The sequence below is a fragment of the Candidatus Accumulibacter phosphatis genome (assembly GCF_000024165.1).
Classification (GTDB): domain Bacteria; phylum Pseudomonadota; class Gammaproteobacteria; order Burkholderiales; family Rhodocyclaceae; genus Accumulibacter; species Accumulibacter phosphatis.
Genome location: NC_013194.1, coordinates 4,690,771 through 4,715,704 on the forward strand (window position 1 = coordinate 4,690,771; position 24,934 = coordinate 4,715,704).

Annotated in this window: 26 protein-coding genes; 15 read left to right on the plus strand and 11 right to left on the minus strand. The window is 62.1% G+C overall.

What is annotated here, in order from left to right; all coding sequences use genetic code 11:
- Positions 1 to 9: 9 nt before the first annotated feature.
- Together wrbA and CAP2UW1_RS20455 are read left to right on the plus strand one after the other, a co-directional pair.
- Positions 10 to 603: an NAD(P)H:quinone oxidoreductase gene (gene wrbA, locus CAP2UW1_RS20450; RefSeq protein WP_015768517.1), complete on the plus strand. Its 594-nt coding sequence runs from the start codon at positions 10 to 12 to the stop codon at positions 601 to 603.
- Positions 600 to 947 carry a DUF2069 domain-containing protein gene (locus tag CAP2UW1_RS20455; RefSeq protein WP_015768518.1) on the plus strand — a complete coding sequence of 116 codons (348 nt, stop codon included), beginning with the start codon at positions 600 to 602 and terminating at the stop codon, positions 945 to 947. The genes wrbA and CAP2UW1_RS20455 overlap by 4 nt, the downstream gene beginning before the upstream one ends.
- A 48-nt stretch (positions 948 to 995) precedes the next feature.
- Here the strand turns inward: CAP2UW1_RS20455 and CAP2UW1_RS20460 are convergent, their stop codons facing one another.
- The 5 genes from CAP2UW1_RS20460 to ilvB form a co-directional block, all read right to left on the minus strand.
- Positions 996 to 2,534 (minus strand): 2-isopropylmalate synthase, encoded by a 1,539-nt coding sequence (locus tag CAP2UW1_RS20460; protein ID WP_015768519.1) that lies wholly within the window; start codon positions 2,532 to 2,534, stop codon positions 996 to 998.
- A gap of 124 nt (positions 2,535 to 2,658) precedes the next feature.
- On the minus strand, positions 2,659 to 3,426 hold the full coding sequence (gene pssA, locus CAP2UW1_RS20465; RefSeq protein ID WP_015768520.1) for a CDP-diacylglycerol--serine O-phosphatidyltransferase: 768 nt from the start codon (positions 3,424 to 3,426) through the stop codon (positions 2,659 to 2,661).
- A gap of 75 nt (positions 3,427 to 3,501) precedes the next feature.
- On the minus strand, positions 3,502 to 4,518 hold the full coding sequence (gene ilvC, locus CAP2UW1_RS20470; RefSeq protein WP_015768521.1) for a ketol-acid reductoisomerase: 1,017 nt from the start codon (positions 4,516 to 4,518) through the stop codon (positions 3,502 to 3,504).
- A 29-nt stretch (positions 4,519 to 4,547) separates the two neighbouring features.
- Positions 4,548 to 5,039, minus strand: coding sequence for an acetolactate synthase small subunit (ilvN, locus tag CAP2UW1_RS25110; protein WP_015768522.1), 492 nt, complete (start codon positions 5,037 to 5,039; stop codon positions 4,548 to 4,550).
- Positions 5,040 to 5,051: 12 nt separating this feature from the next.
- Positions 5,052 to 6,764 (minus strand): biosynthetic-type acetolactate synthase large subunit, encoded by a 1,713-nt coding sequence (ilvB, locus tag CAP2UW1_RS20480; RefSeq protein ID WP_015768523.1) that lies wholly within the window; start codon positions 6,762 to 6,764, stop codon positions 5,052 to 5,054.
- A gap of 136 nt (positions 6,765 to 6,900) precedes the next feature.
- Here ilvB and CAP2UW1_RS20485 point away from each other — a divergent pair, with 136 nt between their 5' ends.
- The 4 genes from CAP2UW1_RS20485 to CAP2UW1_RS20500 are packed head-to-tail and all read left to right on the plus strand — an operon-like array spanning position 6,901 to position 8,850.
- Entirely contained in the window at positions 6,901 to 7,464 is a 564-nt protein-coding gene (locus tag CAP2UW1_RS20485; RefSeq protein WP_041567945.1) for an RNA polymerase sigma factor, read from the plus strand.
- Entirely contained in the window at positions 7,461 to 7,838 is a 378-nt protein-coding gene (locus tag CAP2UW1_RS24820; protein WP_015768525.1) for a DUF3619 family protein, read from the plus strand. Before CAP2UW1_RS20485 ends, CAP2UW1_RS24820 begins: the two co-directional genes overlap by 4 nt.
- A complete protein-coding gene (locus CAP2UW1_RS24825) occupies positions 7,811 to 8,425 on the plus strand; it encodes a DUF3106 domain-containing protein (RefSeq protein WP_015768526.1) in 615 nt (204 codons plus the stop codon). Before CAP2UW1_RS24820 ends, CAP2UW1_RS24825 begins: the two co-directional genes overlap by 28 nt.
- Positions 8,425 to 8,850, plus strand: a complete 426-nt coding sequence (locus tag CAP2UW1_RS20500) for an RDD family protein (protein ID WP_015768527.1) — start codon at positions 8,425 to 8,427, stop codon at positions 8,848 to 8,850. Before CAP2UW1_RS24825 ends, CAP2UW1_RS20500 begins: the two co-directional genes overlap by 1 nt.
- 7 nt (positions 8,851 to 8,857) lie before the next feature.
- Here CAP2UW1_RS20500 and lptG read toward each other — a convergent pair whose 3' ends face one another.
- Together lptG and lptF are read right to left on the minus strand one after the other, a co-directional pair.
- On the minus strand, positions 8,858 to 9,931 hold the full coding sequence (gene lptG, locus CAP2UW1_RS20505; protein ID WP_015768528.1) for an LPS export ABC transporter permease LptG: 1,074 nt from the start codon (positions 9,929 to 9,931) through the stop codon (positions 8,858 to 8,860).
- Positions 9,928 to 11,007: an LPS export ABC transporter permease LptF gene (gene lptF / locus CAP2UW1_RS20510; RefSeq protein ID WP_015768529.1), complete on the minus strand. Its 1,080-nt coding sequence runs from the start codon at positions 11,005 to 11,007 to the stop codon at positions 9,928 to 9,930. Before lptF ends, lptG begins: the two co-directional genes overlap by 4 nt.
- Positions 11,008 to 11,080: 73 nt before the next feature.
- Here lptF and CAP2UW1_RS20515 point away from each other — a divergent pair, with 73 nt between their 5' ends.
- From CAP2UW1_RS20515 to CAP2UW1_RS20530, 4 genes are read left to right on the plus strand one after another with little or no spacing between them, the layout of a single operon-like run.
- A complete protein-coding gene (locus tag CAP2UW1_RS20515) occupies positions 11,081 to 12,577 on the plus strand; it encodes a leucyl aminopeptidase (RefSeq protein WP_015768530.1) in 1,497 nt (498 codons plus the stop codon).
- Positions 12,574 to 12,999 carry a DNA polymerase III subunit chi gene (locus tag CAP2UW1_RS20520; RefSeq protein WP_015768531.1) on the plus strand — a complete coding sequence of 142 codons (426 nt, stop codon included), beginning with the start codon at positions 12,574 to 12,576 and terminating at the stop codon, positions 12,997 to 12,999. The genes CAP2UW1_RS20515 and CAP2UW1_RS20520 overlap by 4 nt, the downstream gene beginning before the upstream one ends.
- Positions 12,999 to 13,499 carry a hypothetical protein gene (locus CAP2UW1_RS20525; protein ID WP_015768532.1) on the plus strand — a complete coding sequence of 167 codons (501 nt, stop codon included), beginning with the start codon at positions 12,999 to 13,001 and terminating at the stop codon, positions 13,497 to 13,499. The genes CAP2UW1_RS20520 and CAP2UW1_RS20525 overlap by 1 nt, the downstream gene beginning before the upstream one ends.
- 59 nt (positions 13,500 to 13,558) lie before the next feature.
- On the plus strand, positions 13,559 to 16,378 hold the full coding sequence (locus CAP2UW1_RS20530; protein ID WP_041567946.1) for a valine--tRNA ligase: 2,820 nt from the start codon (positions 13,559 to 13,561) through the stop codon (positions 16,376 to 16,378).
- 33 nt (positions 16,379 to 16,411) lie between these two features.
- On the opposite strand, the gene pabB is transcribed toward CAP2UW1_RS20530, so the two are convergent.
- The 3 genes from pabB to CAP2UW1_RS20545 all read right to left on the minus strand — a co-directional run bounded on the left by pabB (position 16,412) and on the right by CAP2UW1_RS20545 (position 20,019).
- On the minus strand, positions 16,412 to 18,202 hold the full coding sequence (gene pabB, locus CAP2UW1_RS20535) for an aminodeoxychorismate synthase component I (protein ID WP_015768534.1): 1,791 nt from the start codon (positions 18,200 to 18,202) through the stop codon (positions 16,412 to 16,414).
- A gap of 69 nt (positions 18,203 to 18,271) precedes the next feature.
- Positions 18,272 to 18,499, minus strand: coding sequence for a sulfurtransferase TusA family protein (locus CAP2UW1_RS20540; RefSeq protein ID WP_015768535.1), 228 nt, complete (start codon positions 18,497 to 18,499; stop codon positions 18,272 to 18,274).
- Between the two features lie 32 nt (positions 18,500 to 18,531).
- Complete coding sequence (locus CAP2UW1_RS20545) at positions 18,532 to 20,019, minus strand: beta-barrel assembly-enhancing protease (RefSeq protein ID WP_015768536.1); 1,488 nt, start codon at positions 20,017 to 20,019, stop codon at positions 18,532 to 18,534.
- 127 nt (positions 20,020 to 20,146) lie between these two features.
- Here CAP2UW1_RS20545 and moaC point away from each other — a divergent pair, with 127 nt between their 5' ends.
- From moaC to CAP2UW1_RS20570, 5 genes are all read left to right on the plus strand, one after another.
- The gene (moaC, locus tag CAP2UW1_RS20550) at positions 20,147 to 20,629 is read left to right on the plus strand and encodes a cyclic pyranopterin monophosphate synthase MoaC (protein WP_041567948.1); all 483 of its coding nucleotides are present in this window, start codon (positions 20,147 to 20,149) and stop codon (positions 20,627 to 20,629) included.
- 293 nt (positions 20,630 to 20,922) lie between these two features.
- Positions 20,923 to 21,243: an H-NS histone family protein gene (locus CAP2UW1_RS20555; protein ID WP_015768538.1), complete on the plus strand. Its 321-nt coding sequence runs from the start codon at positions 20,923 to 20,925 to the stop codon at positions 21,241 to 21,243.
- A gap of 23 nt (positions 21,244 to 21,266) precedes the next feature.
- The gene (galE, locus tag CAP2UW1_RS20560) at positions 21,267 to 22,268 is read left to right on the plus strand and encodes a UDP-glucose 4-epimerase GalE (RefSeq protein WP_015768539.1); all 1,002 of its coding nucleotides are present in this window, start codon (positions 21,267 to 21,269) and stop codon (positions 22,266 to 22,268) included.
- Positions 22,269 to 22,280: 12 nt separating this feature from the next.
- Positions 22,281 to 23,099: a symmetrical bis(5'-nucleosyl)-tetraphosphatase gene (locus tag CAP2UW1_RS20565; RefSeq protein ID WP_015768540.1), complete on the plus strand. Its 819-nt coding sequence runs from the start codon at positions 22,281 to 22,283 to the stop codon at positions 23,097 to 23,099.
- Positions 23,100 to 23,335: 236 nt separating this feature from the next.
- Complete coding sequence (locus CAP2UW1_RS20570; protein WP_041568792.1) at positions 23,336 to 23,779, plus strand: hypothetical protein; 444 nt, start codon at positions 23,336 to 23,338, stop codon at positions 23,777 to 23,779.
- Positions 23,780 to 23,978: 199 nt separating this feature from the next.
- Here the strand turns inward: CAP2UW1_RS20570 and CAP2UW1_RS20575 are convergent, their stop codons facing one another.
- On the minus strand, positions 23,979 to 24,914 hold the full coding sequence (locus tag CAP2UW1_RS20575) for a carbohydrate kinase family protein (RefSeq protein ID WP_015768542.1): 936 nt from the start codon (positions 24,912 to 24,914) through the stop codon (positions 23,979 to 23,981).
- Positions 24,915 to 24,934 lie beyond the last annotated feature (20 nt).

The window sequence follows — 24,934 nt, forward strand, 5'->3', positions numbered from 1 at the left end:
AATAACCCGATGCCCGAGATTCTCGTTCTTTACTATAGCCACCGCGGTTCGGTACAGGCGCTCGCTCGCCAGATCGCGCGTGGGATTGAGTCAAGCCGACAGGTCACGGCTCGTCTTCGGACGGTACCGAAGGTCTCTCCGGTATGCACGGCCAGCGAGCCGGAAGCCCCAGGAAGCGGGGCGCCTTACGTCGAAGCCGCCGATCTGGAGGAATGCATCGGGCTGGCGCTCGGCAGCCCGACACGCTTTGGCAACATGGCGGCGGCGATGAAGTACTTCTGGGACAGCACGGCCGCCCAGTGGTCTGCCGGGACGCTGGCCGGAAAGCCGGCCTGCGTTTTCACCTCCACCGCCAGCGCGCACGGCGGGCAGGAGAGTACGCTGCTCTCGATGATGCTGCCACTGCTACACCACGGCATGCTGCTCCTGGGCCTACCATATGGCGAGACGGATCTCGCCAGCACGCGCAGCGGCGGCACGCCCTATGGCGCCAGCCATCTCGCCGGCAGCGAGGGAAACGCGACGCTCACGGAAGAAGAGCGCCGATTGGCGTTCGCCCAGGGGCGCCGACTTGCCGCCATTGCGCTGAAACTCGCGTCGTGATAATCCGCAGCCTCTATCTGGCCGCATGCAGCAGCCTGATCGGCCTGATTTTCCTTTGTCTCGCCTGGGAACTGCGCCTCGCGCCGGTACAGACCGGCGGTTCGTGGCTGGCTTTGAAGTGCCTGCCGCTGCTCGCGCCACTGTTTGGAATCCTCAACGGTCGGCGCTACTCGTACCAGTGGGCGTCGATGCTCATCCTTCTGTACTTCACTGAAGGCGTGGTCCGCGCCACCACCGAGAAGGGGCTCAGCCAATGGCTGGCAGTTGCCGAAACCGTCCTCTCGCTGGTCTTCTTCTGCGCAGCGGTTGGCTACGCCAGGCTGAACCGTCCAGCGGCGAGCTAATCCAGGAGAACGACCAACCGTCGCCCCGGCATTCGCAGCGGATTCGCGTCAAACGTCACCCTGTGGGTCGACACGGTCGGGAAACTGCAACTTGTTCAAGGCATTGAGATAGGCCTTCGCCGAGGCAATCACGATATCGGTATCGGCACCGTTGCCATTGACGATGCGACCGCCTCTCGCCAGACGCACCGTTACCTCTCCTTGCGCGTCGGTGCCCGTGGTGATGGCATTGACCGAGTAGAGAAGCAACTGCGCGCCGCTTTCGGCGATGCATTCGATGGCCTTGAAAGTTGCGTCCACCGGGCCACTACCAATCCCCGATGCAGACTTCTCGACGCCGCCAGCCGTCAGCGTGACATTGGCAGCCGGCGTCTCGCCGGTCTCCGAACAAACGTGCGAATAGACCAGCTTGTAGTACTCATTGGCCGGAGCAATCTCTTCGTCCGAAACCAGCGCCTGCAGGTCTTCGTCGAAAATTTCGTGCTTCTTGTCAGCCAGTTCCTTGAAGCGGGCAAACGCGGCATTCAGCGACTCTTCGCTCTCGAGCACGATGCCCAACGCCGACAGCCGCGACTTGAAGGCATTGCGCCCCGAATGCTTGCCGAGTACCAGTTTGTTCTGCGCCCAGCCAACGTCTTCGGCGCGCATGATCTCGTAGGTTTCACGGTGCTTGAGGACGCCGTCCTGATGAATCCCGGATTCATGCGCAAAAGCGTTTGCGCCAACCACGGCCTTGTTAGGCTGAACCGGGTAACCGGTGATTTGCGAAACCAGCTTGGAAGCCGGTACGATCTGCGTCGCATCGATGCGCGTCTGGACCGGAAAGATGTCGCTGCGGGTCCTCACCGCCATGACCACTTCTTCGAGCGATGCGTTGCCTGCGCGCTCACCCAGGCCGTTGATGGTGCATTCGACCTGTCGCGCGCCAGCGAGTACTGCGGAAAGAGAATTGGCGACTGCCATGCCCAGATCGTTGTGGCAGTGGGTGGACCATACCACCTGGCCAGCGCCCGGGACGCGCGCAATCAGTGTGCGGATCAGTTCGCCCCATACCGATGGAACGCTGTAGCCAACGGTATCGGGAACGTTGATGGTTGTCGCCCCTGCCTCGATGACCGCCCCGAAAACACGGCACAGGAAATCGACGTCCGAACGCACCGCGTCCTCGGCCGAAAACTCGACGTCATCGGTGTACTCACGCGCCCAGCGCACGGCCCGGACTGCCGCCTCGACGACCTGATCGGGCGCCATGCGCAGCTTCTTCTCCATGTGGATCGGACTGGTGGCGATAAACGTATGAATCCGGCCACGCGGCGCCGGGGTAATCGCCTCGCCGGCTCGCCGAATGTCGTTCTCGTTGGAGCGGGCCAGCGAGCAAACGGTCGAGCCCTTGATCGCCTTGGCAATCGACCGGATAGCGTCGAAATCGCCTGGCGACGCTGCCGCAAAGCCCGCCTCGATGACATCGACCTGCATGCGCTCGAGCTGGCGTGCAACGCGCAACTTTTCCTCCTTGGTCATCGACGCGCCCGGGCTTTGCTCGCCGTCACGCAAGGTGGTGTCGAAGATTATCAGATGATCCTTCATGTCCTGACTCCGGAAAAAGCATGTAAGCAAACGGTAGCGCCGGCTTTGACTTGGCAAGCAAGCGAGACGCCGCAACCCCGCGGCGCATTCCCTGCCGACCACCCCTCTCATCGCCACTCTTCCGCTACGCAGCTGGCGGTGGTGAGGTCCTCGACCGGATCGTACGCGTCAAGGCCAGGATATACCCGGACAGAGCGTAGGCGACAAAAAGACCAAACAGGGCAACCGGAGGTTCGTACGAGACCACGGCAAACCCCAAGGCGATGGCAACGACGAACATGAAGGGAACGCTGCGCCGCAGGTTGAAATCCTTGAAGCTGTAGAAACGGATGTTGGTGACCATCGAGATGCCGGCAAAAATCACCAGGCCGCAGGCAAGCCAACGCACATCCTCAACTTCGACGTTCTTGTCGATCATCACCCAGAGAAAACCGGCAACCACAGCGGCTGCCGCCGGACTCGGCAGGCCCTGGAAGTAACGTCTGTCCATCACTTCCAGCGTCGTATTGAAGCGCGCCAGACGCAAGGCCGCGCCTGCGCAATAGATGAAAGCCGCTATCCAGCCCAGTCGCCCCATGTCCTTGAGCGCCCATGCGTAGGTGACCAGCGCCGGAGCGACGCCAAACGAAACCATGTCGGACAGCGAATCGTACTCCGCACCGAACGCGCTCTGTGTTCGCGTCATGCGTGCCACTCGCCCATCGAGACCATCCAGCACCATGGCCACGAAGATCGCCACCGCCGCCTGTTCGAAGCTGCCGCTCATCGCCTTGACGATGGCAAAGAAACCGCAGAACAGCGCCGCCGTGGTAAACAGGTTCGGCAGGACATAAATGCCTCGGCGCCGCAGCTCGGGGTTGAACAGGGTCTTGCGAGGCTTGATTTCGGGCATTGCGCTCTTGACTGAAATCGGGATCAGGCGGGGAGGAAGCGGCTGCCCCCCGCCTGCCGCAAATCACAGGATCGATCAGTTCTTGCTCTGGTCAACCAGTCTGTTCTTCTTGATCCAGGGCATCATGTCGCGCAGCTTGGCACCGACGGTCTCGACCTCGTGCTGGGCAATCAGGCGGCGACGCGCGGTCATCGCGGGATAGTTGGTTCGCCCTTCGAGGATGAACATCTTCGCGTAGTCGCCGTTCTGAATTCGTCTGAGCGCCGCCCGCATCGCGGCACGCGACTGTTCATTGATCACCTCGGGGCCGGTCACGTACTCGCCATATTCGGCGTTGTTGGAAATCGAGTAGTTCATGTTGGCGATGCCGCCCTCGTACATTAGGTCGACGATCAGCTTCAACTCATGCAGGCACTCGAAATACGCCATCTCGGGCGCGTAGCCGGCTTCGACCAGGGTCTCGAAGCCCATCTTGACGAGTTCGACGGCGCCCCCACAGAGCACTGCCTGTTCGCCGAAGAGGTCGGTTTCGGTCTCTTCACGGAAGTTGGTCTCGATCACGCCGCCTTTGGTGCCGCCATTGGCAGCGGCGTAGGAGAGGGCGATGTCGCGGGCCTTGCCGGATCGATCCTGGTGCACCGCGATCAACGACGGGACGCCACCACCCTTGAGGTACTCGGAACGCACCGTGTGCCCGGGACCCTTGGGCGCCACCATGATCACATCAACGTCGTCGCGGGGCACCACCTGGTTGTAATGAATGTTGAAACCATGCGCAAACGCCAGGGCAGCGCCCCTCTTCATGTTCGGGGCGACATCGGCGCTGTACACCTGTGGGATGCTTTCATCCGGCAACAGCATCATGACCACGTCGGCGTCCTTGACGGCACTGGCAACCTCATCCACGGTCAGACCGGCATTCTCGGCCTTGCTCCACGAAGCACCGTCCTTGCGCAGACCGACCGTCACCCTGACACCGGAATCGCTCAGGTTCTGTGCGTGCGCATGGCCCTGCGAACCGTAGCCAACGATGGTGACTTTCTTGCCCTTGATCAGGGACAGGTCGGCGTCCTTGTCGTAATAAACTTTCATGGAATATCCTCTCTTGCTGTTCGGTCTGATCAGACCTTTAGAATGCGCTCGCCACGGCCGATGCCACAGACCCCGGTACGAACCGTCTCGAGAATCAGTCCGGCGTCGATAGCCTGGATGAAGGAGTCGAGTTTCGCGCCGCTGGCGGTAAGCTCGATGACATAAGTCGATTCGGTCACATCAACGATATGGCCACGGAAGATGTCGGCCAGACGCTTGACCTCCTCGCGATCCTTACCGATGGCGCGCACCTTGATCAGCATCAGTTCGCGCTCGATATGCGCCGCCTCGGAGAGATCGACGACCTTGATGACATCGATCAACTTGTTCAGTTGCTTGGTGATCTGCTCGATAACGGCGTCCGTGCCCGAGGTGACGATGGTCAAGCGCGACAGGGAAACGTCCTCGGTCGGTGCCACGGTCAGGGTCTCGATGTTGTAGGCGCGCGCCGAGAACAGGCCCGCCACCCGCGACAGCGCACCAGCTTCGTTCTCCAGCAGGATTGAGATAATGTGTCGCATGCTGTCTTTCCCCTACAGATCTTCAGTCAGGATCATGTCGGCAAGGCCTTTGCCGGCAGCCACCATCGGAAAGACATTCGCTTTCTGATCGGTGATGAAATCCATGAAGACGAGATCGTCCTTGTGATCGACGAACGCCTTGTGCAGCGCGGCCTCGACGTCCTCCGGCTTCTCTACGCGGATGCCGACGTGGCCGTAAGCCTCGGCCAGTTTCACGAAGTCGGGAAGCGAATCCATGTACGACTCCGAGTAACGACTGCCGTAGAACATTTCCTGCCACTGCCTGACCATGCCAAGGTAGCGGTTGTTGAGATTGATGATCTTGATCGGCAAGCGGAACTGCTTGGCCGTGGAAAGCTCCTGGATACACATCTGGATCGAACCTTCGCCGGTAACGCAGACGACCTGTGTCTCCGGATGGGCAAGCGCCGCGCCAATCGCATAGGGCAGGCCGACACCCATGGTGCCAAGACCGCCCGAGTTGAGCCAGCGCCGTGGCTGGTCGAACTTGTAGTACTGCGCGGCCCACATCTGGTGCTGACCGACATCGGAGGTCACGATCGCGTTGCCGCCAGTCACCTCGTAGAGTTTCTCCATCACGTACTGCGGCATGATGACGCTCTTCCTGCGGCGGTATTTCATGCACAGCTTGGCACGCCACTCCTCGATCTGCTGCCACCATTCGGCGAGCCCCGCCGCATCCGGACTGGCATTGCCGGCTTCGAGCAGCTTGAGCATTTCGTCGAGAACGTCCGGGACATTGCCGACAATTGGCACGTCGACCTGGACCCGCTTCGAGATCGACGAGGGATCAACGTCGACATGGATGATCTTGCGGGGTATCGAGGAAAAGTTCTGCGGATTGCCGATCACCCGGTCATCGAAGCGGGCACCGATGGCCAAAAGGACATCACAGTGCTGCATGGCCAAGTTGGCTTCGACCGTGCCGTGCATTCCTGGCATACCAAGGAACTGCCGGTCGGTCGCGGGATAAGCACCCAGGCCCATCAGGGTGTTGGTAATCGGAAAACCCAGACGGCGGGTGAGCCGGGTCAACTGCTCGGCTCCGTTGGAGAGAATGACGCCACCGCCGCTGTAGATCATCGGGCGCCTGGCCTCGAGGAGCAGGTGCACGGCCTTCTTGATTTGCCCCAGATGCCCCTTGACGACCGGGTTGTAGGAGCGCATCTGGATCGTCTCCGGATAGTCGAACTTGCACTTGGCGGCCGTGACGTCCTTGGGAATGTCGATCACCACCGGGCCGGGACGACCACTGTTGGCGAGATAGAACGCTTTCTTGATCGTCACCGCCAAGTTGCGCACGTCATTGACCAGGAAGTTGTGCTTGACGCAGGGCCGGGTGATACCGACGGTGTCGCATTCCTGGAAAGCATCCTGCCCGATGTACTCGTTCGGCACTTGCCCGGAGATGATCACCAGGGGAATCGAATCCATGTAGGCGGTGGCGATGCCGGTCACGGCATTGGTCGCGCCAGGGCCCGAGGTGACCAGAGCAACGCCGACCTTGTGGGTCGACCGTGCCAGGCCGTCGGCTGCGTGCACGGCGGCCTGTTCGTGGCGAACCAGCACATGCTTGACCTGATCCTGCTTGAACAACGCATCATAGATATGCAGAACTGCTCCGCCGGGGTAGCCGAACACATATTCGACCTTTTCTTCCTGCAGGCACCTGATTACAATCTCCGCACCGGTCATCATCGTCATTGCCGTCGCCCCAGCTCGCAAATCATTCGAAAAAAGTCTGCAACGTTAACGCTTCGGCCTCGATTGGTCAAGGCATTCCCAAGAAACGACGCCTGCGTAGACAGGTGCCAAACCGACAACAGCAAGGATTTTCGCTCTGGCCAGCCAACGCGAACTGTCAGACTTCCTCACCGAGATCGAACGTCGCGCCTTCAAGCAGGCGATGTTCGCCGTGCACAACGAGGAGTCCGCGCTCGACATCGTCCAGGACGCCATGATGAAGCTCGCCGAGAAGTATGGCGACCGCCCACCGGCGGAACTCCCGATGCTGTTCCATCGCATCCTGCAGAACACGATTCGCGACTACTACCGGCGCAGCAAGGTACGTTCGCTGTGGACGACCCTGCTTTCCTCGCTCTCGCCGAGCGATGACGAGGATCACGATCCGCTGGAAACCATCGCCGGGGAGTCGGGGTCATACAGCCCGCAGACCCCGGACGGCCAGCTTCAGCAGGCGCAAATCCTTGGCATAATTGAGAAAGAAATAGAAATGCTGCCAGCGCGTCAACGCGAAGCGTTCCTCTTGCGTTACTGGGAAGATATGGATGTTGCCGAAACAGCGTCGGCCATGGGCTGCTCGGAAGGCAGCGTCAAGACGCACTGCTCGCGTGCCAACCACACGCTGGCGGCAGCACTGAAGGCAAGAGGAATTTCCTTATGAATGAACTACATTTCGCGTACAAACTCAGGCAATACCTGAATCGTGGGCTACATGAACTGCCGCCGACGACCCTCGATCGCCTCGCCAGTGCCAGAAGGCAGGCAATCGCACGGCAGAAGGTCGTGGTGCGCCGTTCGGCGCTGGCCACGGCGGGCGACTTCGTGCAGCATCAAGTCGAAGGCCTGCATCTGCGGCAGGTTCTGCTGGCACTGCTCCTTGCACTTGGCGTTGCCACCTACACCTATTGGTCCGCCGACGAGAGCATCGCCGAAATCGAGGCGATCGACAGCGCGCTGCTCGCCGACGACCTGCCGATTGCTGCCTACACCGACAGGGGCTTTGCTGCATGGCTGAAAAGCTCCGCTTCGCAGTAGTCCTTATCGGCTTTATCGCAGCTACCGGCTGGGCCGAGGTCCCGACCCCGTCGGCTATTGTCACACCGCCGCAGCCGCAGTGGAGCGAGTTGACGGTCGAGCAAAAGACCATCCTCGCCCCGCTTAGCGACGATTGGGACGCCATGGAGTATCACCGCCAGAAGAAATGGTTGGGGATCACTCGCCGCTTCTCCAGCATGACCCCGGAGGAACAACGTCGAATCCAGGTGCAGATGCAGGAGTGGGGCAAGCTGACCCCAGAACAGCGGCGTCTGGCGCGCGAGAACTTCAAGACTGCCAACAAGCTTCCGCTTGAGCAGAAGCAGGAACTCAAGCAGAAATGGGAGGAATACTCCAACCTGCCCGAGGAAGAAAAGGCGAGGCTCAAGCAGCAAGCCGAGAGCAAGCCGGTACCCAAACCGGGGCGCACGACGACCAGTGTCACACCGCCGTCCCTGACCGCTCGACCGGCCCCATCGACGCCGCCGCCCGTGGTCAGCAGCCCGCCCCCGATGGCGGGTGATACGCCTGCGCTCGCCAGCGGCAGCGCCGCGCCGCCGTCCAGCGAAGCCGAACCCAGGCGCTGATGGCGGTGCCGGATCCCGTTGGGCGGCCAAGCATTCTGCGCCGCCTGGCCAGCATGTTCTACGAAGCCCTCCTGCTGCTGGGCGTCCTGGCGGTACTGCTGGTCCTCCCGCACGCCCTCCTCGGTGCCTTCGGCCATGGCGTCCTGCATCCTGTCATCGGCTGGGCCCATTGCTTCATTGTGCTGCTGATCTATTTTCTCTGGTTCTGGAGCAACGGCGGGCAAACACTGGCCATGAAAACCTGGCGTATCCGGCTGGTAACCCGTGACGGACTGGCCGTCCGTCCGGCCCAGGCCTTCGTGCGCTTCCTGATGTGTTGGCCAAGTCTCGTGTTCCTCGGTGCCGGTATCCTGTGGGCGCTTGTCGATCGCGACCGGCTATTCCTGCATGACCGCTTGGCGGGCACACAGCTTGTGATGACCTGAGCAGCGATCAGCGCTTTTCGACCCACCAGATCATTGCCGTTGCCGCCAGCAGGAACAATATCGACGGCGTAGCCGCACTGAGCAATGGCGACCAGTGGTTGATCGCACCGAGATTCGAGAACAGGCCGTTGAGCATGTGGAACAGGGTGCCGATCATGACTCCGACAAAGATCTTGAGGCCGACCCCCTCGACCCGCGAGTGCGCACCGCCAAAGGGAAGCGCCAGCGCAACCATGACCAGGCCTGCCAGGGGGTAGATCACCTTCTTCCAGAAAGCGATGTCGTAACGGTTGGTGGTCTGATGATTGTCCGCGAGATGCTTGGTGTAGGCCGAAAGATGCCGCAGGGACATGCGATCGGGTGACACCAGAAGAACGGCAAGAATGTCGGGGTTGAGAGCCGAGCGCCACTGCATGTCCGGAACGCTCCGCACCTCGGCGCGCCCGCCTTCAAGGACAGTCTGCACCACGTTGGTCAAGCGCCAACTGTCCGGCACGACATACTCGCCTTCCGCCGCTTCGGTCATCGAGCGCAACTTCGCATCCTCGTCGAATTCGAAGATACGGATTCCTCGCAGGCGCGTATCCGGCAAGACGATGCGAACGTTGATGAAGCTTCGCTCATCCTTGACCCACAAGCCGGAGCGCAAGTCCTGTCCGACCATGCCGGTTCTTTCCTTTGAGCGCAACTGAAACGCCGCCCGCTCGGAGGGCGGCGCAACGTACTCACCGATCAGGAAAGTCAGCACGGCAAGAACACCAGCCACCTGGAACAGCACTGTGAGCAAACCGCCGGATGACAAGCCGGAAACCCGCAATACCGTGATCTCGGAATGGCGAGCCAGAGTCGACAGCGCATACAGCGTACCGATCAACACAGCGATCGGCATCAACTCATAGACCCGCCCGGGAATCCGCAGCAGGACGAAGGCAAAGGCATGATGCAGCTGATAGCCTCCCTGACCGACGTTCCTGATCTCGCCAAGCATGTCGAAGAAGGCGAAGAGCGCCAGAAACCCCAGCAGGACAAGCAGCACGGCGCCCATTACCTCGCGCCCCACATAGCGACGATAGAGCTTCATCGCGGCAGGCGCACGAAGGAGTGCACGGCAATTCGATGATAGAACAGGAGTGGCAGGAGGCTCAGCATGAGAAGATGGACCGTCATCAGCCCGACAGGAAACGACACTTTCCCGCTGGCGACCCAGCCTTGACTGATCGTCAGCAGATTGTTGTAGATGAGGTAGACCAGTATGGCCAGCAGCATGTTCGCCGAACGACCGGCGCGCGGATTGACGAACGAAAGCGGAATTGCCAACAAGGCCATGACTACTGCCGAGCATGGAATGCTCAGACGCCAGAGCAGTTCGGCCCGATAGGCGGGCAGGTCGACCGGCAGCAGTTCACGTAGCGGCATGCTCTTGGGAGTAGGCGTGATGCCTCGAGCCTCCTTGGTTTCCAAGCGAACCGCATAACGCACATACTCGAGAATACGAACCTCCGGGGAAGCGGGCGCAAGCTCGTAGCGGCGCCCATCCTGCAGGACGATAAAACGATCACCGTTCGCCGCTATCTCCTGGTGACCCGTCACGGCCATGGTGACCCCGACACGACCTTCCTTCGTTTCACTGACAAAGACGTTACGGACTTGGCTGGTGTCCTCGGCGATTCCTTCGACGAAAACCACGCGGTCACCGGCCGACGATTCGTGGAAGGTCCCCGGAGAAACTTCGCCGGCATCCTTGCGAATACTCAGCTTGCCACGGTACTCGGCGCTCTGGGACACCGCCCACGGCGACAGAAAAAAGGAAAGCGCGGCGATCGTCGCCACCAACGGTATGGCGAAGACCAGGACCGGCCGGATCCAGGCGGTCAGCGGCAAGCCGGAGGAGAACCACACCACCATCTCGGAATCGCGGTAGCAGCGCGAAAGCGTCAGCAGGATGGCGACAAACATGGATAGCGACAACAGTGGCGGGAGATAGTTGAGCGAGGCAAAACCGAGGAGCGCGGCCACGGCATCCGGCGCAACGCCACCTTGCGCGGCTTCGTTGAGCAGGCGAATCAGCTGCGTCGTCACCATGATGGCGAAAAGCGCCGTGAAAATGCCGGAGGCCGCATGCGCGAACTCGCGCCGGACAGCGCGCTGAAAGATCATTTTTTGACTTTGATGAAAAACTGCAGTGATAATCAGACTTTTGCAGCAAATACGCGTCACACGAGGAGGGGGAGTGGAATTTAGCATAAAAAGCGGTAGCCCGGAAAAGCAACGCAGCGCCTGTGTCGTGGTCGGCGTTTTCGAACCACGCAAACTGACGCTGGCCGCCGAGCTGCTTGACAACGCGGCGCACAACCACCTGTCGGATATCATTCGCCGCGGCGACATGGAGGGCAAGTCGGGCTCCACACTACTTCTGCACAATGTACCCGGAACCCTGTGCGACCGCGTCCTTCTGGTCGGACTGGGAAAGGAGAAGGAGTTCGGCGACAAGGAGTACGGCAGCGCCATTCGCAGTGCCGTGCGCACCCTCAATGAAACCGGTGCGTTTGACGGCACCATCTTCCTCACAGAAACGAACGTCAAGAAGCGCTCCGCGGCGTGGCGCGTGCGGCAGGCAAGCATTGCCGCCCACGAAGCCGTCTATCGTTTCGATCAGTTCAAGAGCAAGAAGGACAAGGTTCGCCGACCGCTGCGCAAGCTTACCTTCGTCGTTGATCGCCGCAACGAGTTGGCCGCCGCCGAAGCGGCCCTGAACCAGGGACAGGCCATTGCCGCTGGCATCTCTCTCAGCAAGAATCTCGCCAATCTGCCCGCCAACGTATGTACCCCGACCTACCTCGCGGAAGCGGCGCAACGCATGGCTGCCGAACACAAGATCGAGTGCCAGGTCCTGGAACGTGACGACATGGCGGCTCTCGGGATGCATTCGCTGCTCTCCGTCGCCCAGGGCTCGCGGCAACCGCCGAAGCTGATCGTCCTCCAGTACAAGGGCGACAAGGCCGACGCCAGCCCCGTGGTGCTCGTCGGCAAGGGCATCACCTTCGACACCGGCGGGATATCGCTGAAGCCGGCCCCGGACATGGACGAGATGAAGTACGACATGTGCGGCGCCGCAAGCGTGCTCGGAACGCTCAAGGCGGTGGCCCAGATGAAACTGCCGATCAACCTGACGGTAATCGTGCCGACCGCCGAGAACATGCCCGGAGGTGGCGCCAGCCGGCCGGGCGACATCGTCACCTCGATGTCTGGCCAGACCATAGAGATCCTCAATACCGACGCCGAAGGCCGACTGATTCTCTGCGACGCTCTGAGCTACGCGGCACGCTTCGACCCAGACACGGTAATCGATGTCGCGACGCTGACTGGCGCCTGCGTGATCGCTCTTGGCCACGTCGCCAGCGGCCTCTTCGCGAACAACGACACTCTCGCCCGGGAACTCCTCCATGCTGGCGATGAAGCACACGACCGGGCATGGCAGATGCCCCTCTGGAACGACTACCAGGAGTTGCTCAAGAGTCCGTTTGCGGATATGGCCAACGTGGGCGGTCGTTGGGGCGGCAGCATCACCGCCGCCTGCTTTCTTTCCCGCTTCACCCGGAAGTATGCCTGGGCGCACCTGGACATCGCCGGCACCGCCTGGAAGTCCGGTACCGACAAGGGTGCTACGGGACGGCCGGTACCGCTGCTCATGCACTACTTGCTGAAGCGGGCCGGGAAACTGACTTGACCCAGGTTTTCTTCTACCATGGCGCCAGCGACCGCATCGTGGCGACGGCCACCTTGCTCGGCAAGGCGTTCGCCCAGAAGAAAGCCGCGCTGGTCTACGCACCGGATGCCGAGGTGGCGGCCGCGCTGGACCGCCACCTTTGGATGCACCCGCCAACAGGTTTCCTCCCGCACGTACGCAGCGATTCGCCGCTGGCCGGCGAGACGCCGGTGCTGATCGCCAGCCAGCTGGACGTCGTGCCCCAGGACGAGCGCCTCTTCAATCTCGCAGCCGAGGTGCCGCCGGGGTTCTCCCGCTTTGCCAGCCTGATTGAAGTCGTCGGCCATCAGGACGAGGAGCGCGCCGCCGGCCGCCAGCGCGCCAGGTTCTACAAGGATCGTGGCTACGACATCACCTATGTCGATCTGTCAGGGAAAGGCTGATGGCAGACGCGACGGATCTCTTGCGTCGTGCGGACTCGCTGATCAAGGCGGACGCTGAGTTGTCGGATGGTGAGCGCCACGAGCAACCGCAACGAATGCCCCGGCGGCGCAGTTTCGTCGCGTCGGCGACGGCCACCGACAGACCGGACGCCACCGCGCGCCGCCCGACGGCGAGCGACGACGACCTGCCAGTGCTCACCGACGTGGTCCTGCCCGCGCCGCGCGACCCCGAAGAAGACGCGCACGGCATCGCCGCCGGGCTGCGCTCGACGCTTGCCGGGGACCTGGCCGACGTCATTGATCGGCAACTGGCCGACCAGGTGCCGGCGCTGCTCGAAGCCACGCTCGTCAAGGCCACCGGGGAACTGCGCTTGGGCCTCGAGGCGACGATCAGGAGTGCATTGAGTGACTTCCTTGGCCAGCGAGGACAACTGCGCCTGCCCCTGGGCGAGCCCGGAGGCGACGAACCCGCGACGCACGACAGCCAGCCGGCGGTGTGACCCGGAGCCGGAGCACGTTCCGGTATAATGCGCGATCCTGATATCCACCAATGCTCGCTATGGAACTCGCCAAAAGCTTTGAACCGGCGGAAATCGAACGTCGCTGGTACCCTGAATGGGAAGCGAGAGGCTATTTCAACGCCGGCCTCGATACTGAGAAGTCCGCAGCCTTCTGCATCCTGCTGCCGCCGCCAAATGTAACCGGCACACTGCACATGGGCCATGGCTTCAACCAGGCGATCATGGACGCACTTACCCGCTACCATCGGATGCGCGGTGACAACACGCTTTGGCAACCCGGAACGGATCACGCCGGTATCGCCACGCAAATCGTCGTCGAGCGCCAGCTGGATGCGCAGGGAGTCTCGCGCCACGACCTGGGCCGTGAGAAGTTCCTCGAGAAGGTCTGGGAATGGAAAGAGTTCTCGGGCAGCACCATCACCCGGCAGATGCGCCGCCTCGGCACCTCGCCCGACTGGCGCCGCGAGCGCTTCACGATGGACGCCGGTCTGTCGAAAACCGTCACGCAGACCTTCGTCCGCCTTTACCGGGAAGGCTTGATCTACCGGGGCAAGCGCCTGGTGAACTGGGACCCGGTATTGCAGACCGCGGTCTCCGATCTCGAAGTCGTGCAGGAGGAAGAACAAGGCCACCTGTGGCACATCCGCTATCCGCTGGCTGACGGCAGCGCGATGCTGACCGTCGCCACCACGCGACCGGAAACGATGCTCGGCGACACGGCGGTGATGGTCCACCCAGAAGACGAGCGTTACCGGCACCTGCTGGGAAAAATGGTGAGACTGCCGCTTTGCGGGCGGGAAATCCCGATCATCGCCGATGCCTACGTCGATCTCGAGTTCGGCACTGGCTGTGTCAAGGTAACGCCGGCGCACGACTTCAACGACTACGCCGTCGGCCAGCGGCACAAGCTGCCGCTGATCCCCATCCTGACTCTCGACGCCCGGATCAACGACAACGCACCGGCTCGCTACCAGGGAATGGATCGCTTCGACGCGCGCCGGCAGGTGGTCGCCGACCTCGAGAGCGAAGGCCTGCTTGACAAGGTCGAGGCACACACGCTGAAGGTGCCGCGCGGTGACCGCACCGGCGTCGTCATCGAACCCATGCTCACCGACCAATGGTTTGTCGCCATGAGCAAGCCCGGCGCTGACGGCACGAGCATCGCCGGCAAGGCGCTGGCCTGCGTGGCGACGGGCGATATCCGGTTCTTCCCCGAGAACTGGGTGAATACCTACAACCAGTGGCTGAACAACATTCAGGACTGGTGTATCTCGCGACAACTCTGGTGGGGCCACCAGATCCCGGCCTGGTACGGCCAGGACGGGCGGATCTTCGTTGCCCATGATGAGGCGGAAGCCCGCGCCGAGGCCACCGAACAGGGCTACGACGGCCCACTGACGCGCGATGCGGACGTCCTCGACACCTGGTACTCGTCGGCGCTGTGGCCCTTCTCGACGCTCGACTGGACACCCCGGTGGCCGGCCGAAACGAATCCGGCCCTCGACCTCTACCTGCCGTCCACGGTCCTGGTCACCGGATTCGACATCATCTTCTTCTGGGTGGCGCGGATGGTGATGATGACTACGCACCTCACCGGCAAGATCCCCTTCCGCCACGTCTACGTTCACGGCCTGATCCGCGACGCAGAGGGCCAGAAGATGAGCAAGTCGAAAGGCAATGTCCTCGACCCGATCGACCTCATCGACGGCATCGGCCTCGCGGCGCTGATTGATAAGCGAACCAGCGGCCTGATGAATCCCCGACAGGCCGAACAGATCGAGAAGCGCACCCGCAAGGAGTTCCCCGCGGGTATCCCGGCGTTCGGCACCGACGCCCTGCGCTTTACCTTCCTGTCGCTGGCCAGCCCGGGGCGCGACATCAAGTTCGACCTCAGCCGCTGCGAAGGCTACCGCAACTTCTGCAACAAGTTGTGGAACGCCGCTCGCTTCGTCCTGATGCACACCGCCGGCCAGGACCTCGGTCTGGCTGCCTGTACGGGCGACGGCTGCTCGACCGCATTGAGCTTCTCGTTCGCCGACCGCTGGATCGTCAGCAAGCTGCAGCGAACCGAAGCCGAGGTCGCCCAGCACTACGCCGACTACCGTTTCGATCTGCTGGCACGCGCAACTTATGAGTTCATCTGGGATGAGTTCTGTGACTGGTACGTCGAGTTGGCCAAAGTGCAGCTGCAGAATGGCGACGAGCCACAGATCCGCGCGACACGCCGAACGCTGGCGCGGGTGCTGGAGACCGTTCTTCGCCTGGCGCATCCACTGTTGCCGTTCATCACCGAAGAACTCTGGCAGGCGGTGGCACCGATTGCCGGCCGCAAGACCCACGACTCGGTGATGCTCGCCGCCTTTCCTGTGGCCCAAGTGGAAAAGATCGACGCGCACAGCGAAGCCAGTGTTCAGCAACTGAAGGCCCTCGCCTACGCCGGTCGCAACCTGCGCGGCGAAATGAACCTCTCACCGGCGCTGCGCGTGCCGCTGCTCGCCAGCGGCAACAGCCAGTCGCTCAAGGAATTCGCTCCCTACCTGAAGGCCCTGTGCAAGCTGGCCGAGGTGCAGATCGTCGACGAACTACCCGCGGAGGCAAGTGCACCAATCGCCATCGTCGGCGAGACCAGGCTGATGCTGCAGATCCAGATCGATCCAGCCGTTGAAATGGATCGACTCGACAAGGAAATCGCTCGCCTCGTCGGTGAGATCGGCAAGGCGCGAGCCAAACTCGCCAACGAGAGTTTTGTCGCGCGCGCTCCGGCGCAGGTGGTCGAGCAGGAAAGGAAGCGACTGAACGATTTCATCGCCACCCTCGACAAGCTCGAACCGCAACGCGAACGTCTCAGCCGTCGTTAGGCTTTGCCGGCCACTGCCGGTCGCCGTCAGCATTCAACATTCCAGGAAGACGGGCAACAGACCACGCAAGGCGTTGCCGACATAGAGCGCAGGCCCTTGTACCAGATCCTCCAGGCGCAAGACCGTTTCGACGGCCCGACCCGAGTCCAGCAAGGTTCGGCGCAAGACCCCGGGGAGCAAGCCGCAGGCGACTGGCGGCGTCAGCAAGATGCCGTCGCGCTCGACAAAGACGTTGCTGCGGGCGCCTTCGCACACCTCGCCCCGAGCATTCAGGAAAATGGCGTCGAACACCGTTGCCCGCCCGGCCAGCGCTGCCAGAACGCGATCATAGCGAGCACGGGCCGTCGTCTTGTGGCGCAGCAGGTAGTCGTCTGCCTCCAGCACTTCGTCCGCCAGGACGACGCGCCATGACATCCCCTCGTCGTTCGGCATTGGCGAGGACACGGCCTGGCAACGCCCGTCATGCGCCAACGTCAGACGAACGCGATAGACACCACGTTGCCGACACGCCGCCTCGTTGGCCAGTTTCGCCGACACCGCTGGCAGCGGACAGGCAAAACCAAGTGTCTTGGCCGAGGCCTGCAGGCGCTCGATATGCTGCGCCAGCAGAGGGTAAGCGCCGGCTTGCAGGCGTAGAGTTTCGACCAGTTCAAAGCCCGGATCGAAGCCGCTCAGAAAGCTCGCCTTCAGCAGGCATTCCGCGTATTCGCGGCGCGGATCGGCGTCGGCCACGATGCCGCTTCCGACACCGAGCCGGGCCTGGCGCTCCGACCCCAGTTCGATGGTACGGATGGCAACGTTGAAGCGGCAGTCGCCCCCCGGCGCCAGCCAGCCCAGCGCACCCGTGTACAGCCCGCGTGGCGACGCTTCCAGTTCGGCAATTCGCTGCATAGCGCGTATCTTGGGCGCGCCGATAATCGACCCGCACGGAAAGAGTGCGCGGAACAATTCGGCCAGACAGGTTCCGGGCACATCCGCCGTCACCGTGGACACCATCTGCCACAGCGTCGGATAAGCCTCCGCTTCGCAGAGGGTAGTAACACTCACTCCGCCCGGCTTCGCCAGACGCCCCAGATCGTTGCGCAGCAGATCGACGATCATGATGTTCTCGGCGCGCTCCTTGGTCGACGACAGCAGGGCTGTACGTCTCGCCTCATCTTCCAGAGGGGAATCGCCACGTGCTGCCGTACCTTTCATCGGGCGCGTTACCACCCGAGCGCCGCAGCGCTCGAAGAACAGCTCGGGCGAGAACGAGAGTATCGTCGCCTCGGCCGTATCGACGTAGCCACCATAGCGAACCGGCTGTCGCTCGCGCAGGCCCGCGTAGAGCGCCAGCGGATGACCGTAGAGCTGGAAAGTCAAGGGGAAAGTGAGGTTGAGCTGGTAACAATCGCCATCCGCGATCCAGCGAAGAATCTGCCTCACCTGCGAGGTGTGCGTCGCGGCATCGACGGCGGGCGTCAGTTCGGCAATCCCGGCCGTTCGGAGATGCTCGGGAATCGTCGCCAGCCTCTCCGCAAGAAAGGCATTCACCGCCCCCGCGGCGAGCCGCTGGCCTTCGGCGAAAAGCCAGGCCCGCAACACCGGACGGCCTCGGGGAGCTGGCGGCACGGCCGCCTCGAAGCTGGCGCCGAGCCCATAGTCGGCGGCCAGCGCCACCCACTGTCCGGCAGCGAGCGCGGCTTCGATCGCGGTGAACACCGGCACCGGATCGTCGGACGCCTCTACCTGCCAGTAGCGGAGCCAGCCGGTGAGCAGAAGGGCACCGCCAGCGTCGCCGTCAAACAGCGCGAAATGGCTGCGCTGGCCACTCGCGGCCATCATTCGGGTGCCTCCACCGGGAACGGCCGACGTAGCCTTGGCAACGGAGCCTCCACCCGGCGAAGTCGGCCCTTACTTGCGCTTGAGGAAGTACTCGAACACCCGGTCGACCTCGGCGCTGGACAACAGCTCGTTGCCGGTCTGCCTGGCGAAGGCCTGAAAATCCTTCAGCGAACCGGGATCCGTCGCCAGAACGTGGAGGACTTGACCCGGTGACATGTCGGACAATGCTTTCTTGGTGCGCAGAATCGGTAGCGGGCAGTTCAGCCCCTTGACATCGAGTTCTCGGTCGAAGTGCATGGTCGGTTCCAGAACGAAAGCGGGGGCATATTTTAACCGCCATTCCTCTTTTGCTTGGCTTCTTCGGCCTGCAGCTTGCGCAACTCGCGCAGCCGGGCGTCCACAGCGGACTGTTCGAAGAAGCTGCCGTCGGTGGCCTGCTGCGCAAATTGCAGTTGCTCGACCGCCGGCCCCAACTGGCCCTGCAAAAGATAGAACTCCGCCTGGGCCCGGTGCTGTTGCAGGCGCTTGCCGGTGAGCGCAAAGGTCCTGGCCTGCAAGCCGTACAGCCTGTAATCGGAAGCATACAGTGGCAACTGCGCGTCAAGAAAGCGCTGGCCCTGCTCATACTGTCCAGCGGCAAGGAGCGCCTCGGCATACCCATAGACCAGCGCCCTCGACTGGGGATACCGTTGCAAGGCATCACGATAGATCAGCAAGGCGCCGGCCTGATCGCCTGACGCCAGTCTTGTCTCGGCAGCCAGACCGGCGATCATGGGCGAGGACAACTTCAGCGCAAGCAGGGCCTCGACTTCGCGCTGCGCTGCGGCGACCTCCTTCGCCCGCAGCAGCGAGTACGCCAGGCCGTAGCGAGTCGCCGCCTCGGAGGCGTATTTCTTCTCCCGCAGCTGGGTGCCGAAGTCGCCGACGGCCTCGCGAGCACCACTCGCCTGCACCCGGATCCTCGCCCGCACGAGGTGGAAGTCCACGCTGTCGGCGACCTGCCGATAGGGAGAGCCATCTGCCCGATTCTGCATGTCCGAGATGCGCTCGACAGTCAATGGATGCGAGCGTAGATACACCGGCGCGTTGTTCTCGTAAACCCGCCCCGCCTGTTGCAGGCGACCAAAGAAGTCGCCCATGCCGCGCACGTTGTAGCAGGCACTGGCCAGTGTCTGGTATCCCATACGATCGGCCTCGCGTTCGAAATCTCGGCTGTAGGCCAATTGCGACTGTATCGAACCGGCCTGCGCCGAGGCGATCGCCGCACTCGCCACCTGCGAATTGGATCGGGCGGCGAGGACGCCAACCGCCATTGCGATCATCGTGGCGATCGAATTCTGCTTCTCCCGGGCAATCTGCCGGGCAAGATGATTCTGCGTGACATGCGAGATTTCATGCGCCAGGACGCCGGCCAGTTCAGACTCCGATTGCGCGGTCAGCAGGGTCCCTGTGTTCACGCCGATGAATCCACCAAACATCGCAAAAGCGTTGACCGTGTTATCGCGGATGGCAAAGAACTGGCAGTCGACCGTCGGGTTCGGACTGGCTGCCACCAGGCGACTACCAAGACGATTCAGGTAGTCGTTGATCTCGGCATCGTCCACATAGCTCGGCTCGCGCAGGCGGATTTCGTTAAAGATCCGTTCGCCGATCTTGCGCTCCAACTGTGGCGAAAACTCGGAGCGCGCCGCCTCGCCCAGATCCGGAAGATCATCGGCGAGAACCGCTTGGGGACGACCGAGCAGGGCCAGCACGACGAACGACAGGGCAGCAAGAGTGATTCTGATCAAGGGAACTCCCGGGCAACTCCAGCCCATGCTGGGAAGGATGACGTATCATACCCAATCGCTAGCTGTCGAATTGTTACAAAGAGTTACCAGTGATCAACCGCACGTTCGGCGGGATGGTCCGGTTCCCAACCCTTGCCCTGCATTCACGATACCGATGCCCGCCAACCCACTCACGCATTTCAATTCCAGAGGCCAGGCGCAAATGGTCGACGTCGGCGAAAAATCCGAGACCCGTCGTCAGGCGAGCGCGGCGGGCAGCATCCACATGCAAGCAGAAACGCTGGCTCTGATCGTCGCCGGTTCAACCAGCAAGGGAGATGTGCTCGGTGTCGCGAGGATCGCCGCGATTCAGGGCGCCAAGCGCACTTCGGAACTGATTCCCCTCTGCCACCCGCTGGCCTTGACGAGGGTTTCCATCGACTTCGAGATTGATGCGCCAGCCGGCGCGGTGCATTGCCTGAGTCGTGCGGAGTGCTTCGGTCGCACCGGCGTCGAAATGGAAGCGCTCTGTGCCGCGAGTATCGGGTTGCTGACGATCTACGACATGTGCAAGTCGATCGATCGTGGCATGCGCATCGAGGGGATTAGACTAGTCGAGAAATCCGGCGGCAAGTCCGGGCACTGGGTGCGCGATTGATGCGGCCGCACTTGATTATCCCGCTCTTCCGAACAGTGCACATGCCGACTTTAATTGATTAATCTTCAGCGAGTAGAGAAAACCCTCGTTGGCAGCCTGACTTAACGAGATAGCCGGCGAGCCGCAAGTGCGCATTCGGCGCAGGAAAACCCGTGCCGTCGTCACGCAACCGTTGTCCAAGGATGTGCCGGACGAACGCGATTGCGACGCTATTCTGCTTGACGGATTTGTTCGCGCGTGTTGGAATTGGCGGCTTTTCGTGTCCCCGAACAATTTACCCCTAGGAGGAACTCATGGCGACTTACAAGGAACTACTCGTACAACGCGCGGAACTGGAAAAACAAATCGAGGAAACGCGCAGCCAGGAGGTGGCGGCTGCCGTAGTTCAGGCCAAACAACTTATCGCCGAATACGGCCTGACGGCAGCGGATTGTGGCTTCAAACTCACACCCAGCGCCGCGCAGATGGCTGGAAAGACCAGGACGCCTGTCGCCGTCAAGTATCGCGGCCCCAACGGCGAAACGTGGTCCGGCCGCGGCAAGGCGCCGAACTGGCTGACCAGTCTTGTCGCTCATGGACGCGACAAGAACGACTTCCTGGTCCACAAGCCCTGATCCCGCTACCTGCGTAGCTGCACATGAACGTCCTGGTGACCGGAGGCACCGGTTATATCGGCTCGCACGCCTGCGTTGCGCTGTTGGCTGCGGGACATTCGGTAACGGTGCTTGACGACCTTTCCAATAGCCAGGCCGAGGTAGTCGCGCGGGTCGCCCGTATTTCCGGGCAACTGCCCACTTTCTTCGCAGGAGATGTCCGTGACCGTGCCCTGCTGCGTCGGATCTTCGCGGCGTCACCCATCGATGCGGTGCTTCACTTCGCCGGCCTCAAGTCGGTTGGCGAGTCGGTCGCTCAACCCCTGCGCTATTACGACTGCAACGTCGGTGGAGCGGTCGCCCTGTGCGAGATAATGGCCGAAGCGGCGGTCAGGACGCTGATTTTCAGTTCGTCGGCAACCGTCTATGGCGACCCGGCTTCGGTTCCGATTCGCGAGGACTTTCCCCGCTCGGCGACCAATCCCTACGGGCAAAGCAAGCTGATGATCGAAGACATCCTTGCCGACCTGACGCGGGCCGACCCGGAATGGCGAATTGCCCGCCTGCGCTATTTCAATCCGGTAGGTGCACACGAGACTGGCCTGATCGGCGAGGAGCCGAGCGGAGTACCCAACAACCTGCTGCCCTACGTGGCGCAGGTGGCCGCCGGCAAACGGCCGCAGCTCAGTGTTTTCGGCAGCGATTATCCAACACCCGACGGCACCGGCGTACGCGACTATATACACGTAATGGATCTGGTCGAAGGCCATCTGGCGGCACTGAATTATCTGCTCGACAAGGGCGGCTTGCTGACTGTCAATCTGGGTACCGGTTGCGGTTATTCGGTGCTCGACATGGTGCGTGCCTTCGAAGCAGCCAGCGGACGGCCGGTACCCTATGCGCTGATGCCGCGCCGACCCGGAGATATTGCGGCATGCTATGCCGATCCGCAGCTGGCCAAGGACCTGCTGGGCTGGGCAGCGCGGCGTGGCATCGATGAAATGTGCCGGGACGCCTGGCGCTGGCAGCAGCGACGCGCTGCCTGAGTCTCGCCGGCGATGGCAACCTATGCAATTGGCGACATCCAGGGGTGCTTCGACTCCCTGCAGCGGCTCCTCGCGGAATGCAGTTTCGACTCGTCTGCCGACCGCCTGTGGCTGGTGGGCGATCTGGTCAATCGTGGGCCGCGCTCGCTCGACACCTTACGCTTCGTGCGTAATCTCGGCGACACGGCCATCACGGTCCTCGGCAATCATGACCTCTACCTGCTGATGGCCGCGGAAGGATTCGGCAGGCGCAACAAGGGCGATACACTCGATGAGATCCTGAATGCGCCGGACCGCGATGAACTGCTTCACTGGCTGCGGCACCGACCGCTCTGCCATCACGAGGGGCAGTTCTGCATGGTGCATGCCGGCCTGCTGCCGCAGTGGACGGTAACGCGGGCGCGGGCGCTGGCAGCAGAGGTCGAGGCAACGCTCGCCGGCCCGGGCTACCTGGAATTCATGGCCAACATGTGGGGGAGCGAGCCGGCCTCGTGGTGCGACGAACTTGCGGGCTGGCCTCGCCTGCGAGTGATCGTTAACGCGATGACGCGAATGCGTTTCTGTTCACTCGACGGCGTCATGGAATTCAAGACCAAGGGTGAAGCAAGCGCCGCACCTGCCGACCACGTACCATGGTTCGACGTGCCGGGCAGGCGTAGCGCCGGTGACGTGCTCGTCACCGGCCACTGGTCGGCGCTTGGACTGAAGATCGAAAACAATTTGCTGGCATTGGATTCCGGTTGCCTTTGGGGCCGCCATCTGACGGCCGTGCGCCTCGATGATCGAGCGATATTTCAGGTGGATTGCTCGGCAGGAGAAACGGCGACCTGAAGCGGTCATCTGCTGACCAGACGGCGAGAGGTTGGTCGCCGAGCCGGCAAGGGCCCAGCATTTCGCATGACCCCTGTCCTCCACGATTCCATCTCCTCCGGGGACCTGAAGTCTGCCTGCCGGCGAAGTTGGCCCTCGGCCCCGCCTTGGGCATCTCGACGCAAGTCGTTTTTTTCCGTGCGCTCACCAGTCGTGCTATTTTTTCTCTCCCCGTCAACTACCTGAGACGAAACAACGTGACTCTTAATCGCCTGATCCAGACGGTCGCGGCGACCGCCGTGTGCGGAATGCTGGCCGCCTGCGCCACGACCGAACCACAGCTTGACGCTTCCGGGTCACGCCCGACGGCAGCACGAGCCAGGGAGCAGCAGCAACTCAAATTCCAGCTCGCCAGTGGCGTGTACCGTTGCGAGCTGGGCCAACGCGTGGAAATCCAGCGCGATGCGCGCAACGCCAATCTGATCGAGCTGAACTGGCAGGGAAGTCGTCACACGCTGCAGCGTTACGACTCCACCTCAGGCCTCCCCCGCTACGAGGACCGGAAGAATGGCCTGCTCTGGATTGACCTGCCCTGGAAGAGCGTCCTGATGGACGTCAACAGTGGACGACCGCTCGCCAACGAGTGCAAGGCCGCGCAGGGCAAGGCAGCGGCCGGCCGACAGTCGATGACGAGTGGGTGAGGCGCGTAGCGCAGCGCCCGGGAAAAAGACCTGTCCTTGAACTTGGCGGAAAATAGCCGCTGATCGGGCTCCTGAATGACGGCAGACTCTTCGCCGTCATTCAGCCTGACGATCCCCGTCTGCCGTCAGCGCAGCCCGCGAGCAGGCAGCCGAAAACCGACGCCGACGACCGGCCAAACGCCTTTCGTCGTTCGACCTCTCACCACGGGGTGGTACCAAAAGCCCTATTGAAGCACTCGGCGATGTCACTCCGGCTCGGACGATGATTCTGACCGCCGCGATGCGCAATCTTGATCGCGCCCATCACCGCCGCCAGACGCCCAACCTTCTCCCAGTCCCAGCCGGCAGCAATCCCGTGCAATAGACCCGAACGATAGGCATCACCGCATCCGGTGGGGTCGACGACGGCATCCGCCTGAACACAGGGAATCTCATGGCGGCGACCATTGGCGTGGATGAGTGAGCCCTCGCCGCCGAGCGTCACGATCAGCGCTTCAAGCTCGCCGGCCAGGTGTTCGAGCGACCGGCCAGTCCGATCACAAAGCATCTTGGCTTCGTAGTCGTTAAAACAGGCGTAGTCGGCCAGCCGAATGAAACTCATCAGTTCATCACCCGAGAACATGGGCAGCCCCTGGCCAGGGTCGAAAACGAAGGGAATGCCCGCCTGCGCAAGGTCATGCGCGTGCTGGAGCATGCCATCACGCCCGTCGGGAGCGACGATTCCAAGAGTGACCTTCGGCACGTCGGCAACCCGGTTGAGGTGTGAGTAAGTCATTGCCCCGGGATGAAAAGCGGTGATCTGATTGTCGTCAAGATCGGTGGTGATGAAGGCTTGCGCTGTAAAGCTCCCGGCAATCCGGCGCACATGCGCGCGCGACAGGCCGAGGTCGTCGAGCCGCACGAGGTAGGCATCCGCATCGTCGCCGACGGTGGCCATGATCATTGGCTCGCCGCCCAGCAGTTTAAGGTTATAGGCGATGTTGCCCGCGCAACCCCCAAATTCCCGGCGCATTTCCGGTACCAGAAAGGCGACGTTCAGGATGTGAATCTGCTCGGGAAGAATGTGGTTCTTGAAACGATCATGGAAAACCATGATGTTATCGAAGGCGATCGAGCCGCAGATGAGCGTGGACATGGTATTTCCGGAGTCGAAGG